Raw genomic sequence first — 576 nt, forward strand, 5'->3', positions numbered from 1 at the left:
CCTTTCGTGAACAGTTTGAGGCAGCAGGTTTTGTCTTCTCAGGAGTTTCTCCAGACAATCGTTTGGTCGAAATTGTGGAAATTCCTGAAAATAAATTTTTTGTAGCTTGTCAGTATCACCCTGAACTTTCCAGCCGTCCAAACCGTCCAGAAGAGCTCTACACTGCCTTTGTCACTGCAGCGGTTGAAAATAGCAATTAGAAAAATTCGAACCTTTGAGAACAATCTCAGAGGTTTTTTATTCATTTAGAAAAGTCTTGCTAACTCAGGCGCTTGATAATAAGAATCAGAAGTTTTCTTTCTACAGTAATGGATGAGATTTTCCTTGCTCGTATACGGCTTCCCTATTTGTCCTAGCGCCCTTTTTGTGTTACAATGAAAGGTATGAAAGCTAAGAAATTATGGATGACTGGCTTGACTGTGGCTGGTCTAAGCGCCCTTGCTTTGGGGGCTAAAAAAGCAGCAGATAACCACAAACTCATGAAGACGCAAGAAGAGTTGACCGCTATCGTGCGCGAACTTTTCTCAGATATGGGTGAGATTGCGACTCTCTATGTTCAAGTCTACGAAAGTAGTC

General features: G+C 41.8%; 2 protein-coding genes. Both read left to right on the forward strand.

Annotated features, from left to right (window positions below; translation table 11 throughout):
* On the forward strand, positions 1-200 hold a 200-nt coding region (locus GMD4S_RS10190), incomplete at its 5' end, for a glutamine amidotransferase-related protein (protein ID WP_000408682.1).
* Positions 201-374: 174 nt separating this feature from the next.
* Positions 375-576: DUF4651 domain-containing protein (locus GMD4S_RS10195; RefSeq protein WP_044130361.1), on the forward strand; the 202-nt coding region annotated here is incomplete at its 3' end.

It is taken from the genome of Streptococcus sp. GMD4S, from assembly GCF_000296955.1.